Consider the following 935-nt stretch of genomic DNA (forward strand, 5'->3'; position numbering starts at 1 on the left):
GTCTTGCCACAGCCCGCCCCGGCCAAAACCAAACTGTGCTTTGCTTCGGTGGTCGCAGCTTGCTTTTGTTGTGGATTTAATTCATCAATTAGGGCGGCTAAACTCATGGTCACTCATCATTCTGTGGATAAGGATAGTTTAACAGATCGCGTTCCCAATTATGGCTTTTGGATTGCAGTCTAAGGATCTACCCTCAATCCAGCACAAGACTTTTATTATTTTTCATCCTTAAACTTAACATCTACTCATACCTTCATATTTGCGATTGAATGAATCCGGCAACCGCCTTTTCCAGATTGAATTCGGCATTTTTTAATGCCTCTTCCAATGAACAGTCCGGCGGGTTAATCGCCACCATCTTCGTAAAATCCGCCTGATAAAGCGACTCAACCTCCTCACCAATTACACCTGCAAAAGCAACCACCGGTTTATTCAAACGTTTGGCTAGCTGAGCGACGCCAAACGGTGTTTTACCCAAAGCGGTTTGACTGTCGATTTTGCCTTCGCCCGTCAGCACCATATCCGCCTGGGCAATTTTTTCAGCCAAACCTGTCATCTGTATTACCAGCTCCACACCAGATTGAAGCTTTGCTCCAGTCAGCGCCATCAAACCAAAACCCAAACCACCAGCCGCACCTGCCCCGGGAATATTCTGAAATTGCTGTCCGAGCTGCTGTTCAATGCAGTCGGCAAAATAGTGTAAATTTTGATCCAGTTGCTGCACCATCTCAGGCGTCGCACCTTTTTGCGGAGCAAAAATTACAGAAGCTCCCTGGGTACCGCAGAGCGGATTATTGACATCAGAAGCAATCACCATCTCGGTGTGTTGCAGCCGCGCATCCAGTCCGGTCAAATCAATCTGGTGAATACCCTTTAGATTACCGCCACAGACCTGAATGGAGGCACCGGTGGCGTCCAGAAATTGCGCGCCAAGC

Annotated in this window: 2 protein-coding genes; both read right to left on the reverse strand. The window is 48.0% G+C overall.

Annotated elements, in window-relative coordinates; translation table 11 throughout:
* Positions 1 to 107: UvrD-helicase domain-containing protein (locus E2K52_RS15140; RefSeq protein ID WP_161981146.1), on the reverse strand; the 107-nt coding region annotated here is incomplete at its 3' end.
* A gap of 146 nt (positions 108 to 253) precedes the next feature.
* Positions 254 to 935: glycerate kinase (locus E2K52_RS14500; RefSeq protein WP_151205692.1), on the reverse strand; the 682-nt coding region annotated here is incomplete at its 5' end.

The sequence above is a fragment of the Acinetobacter sp. RF14B genome, from assembly GCF_006864105.1.
Classification (GTDB): domain Bacteria; phylum Pseudomonadota; class Gammaproteobacteria; order Pseudomonadales; family Moraxellaceae; genus Acinetobacter; species Acinetobacter lwoffii_C.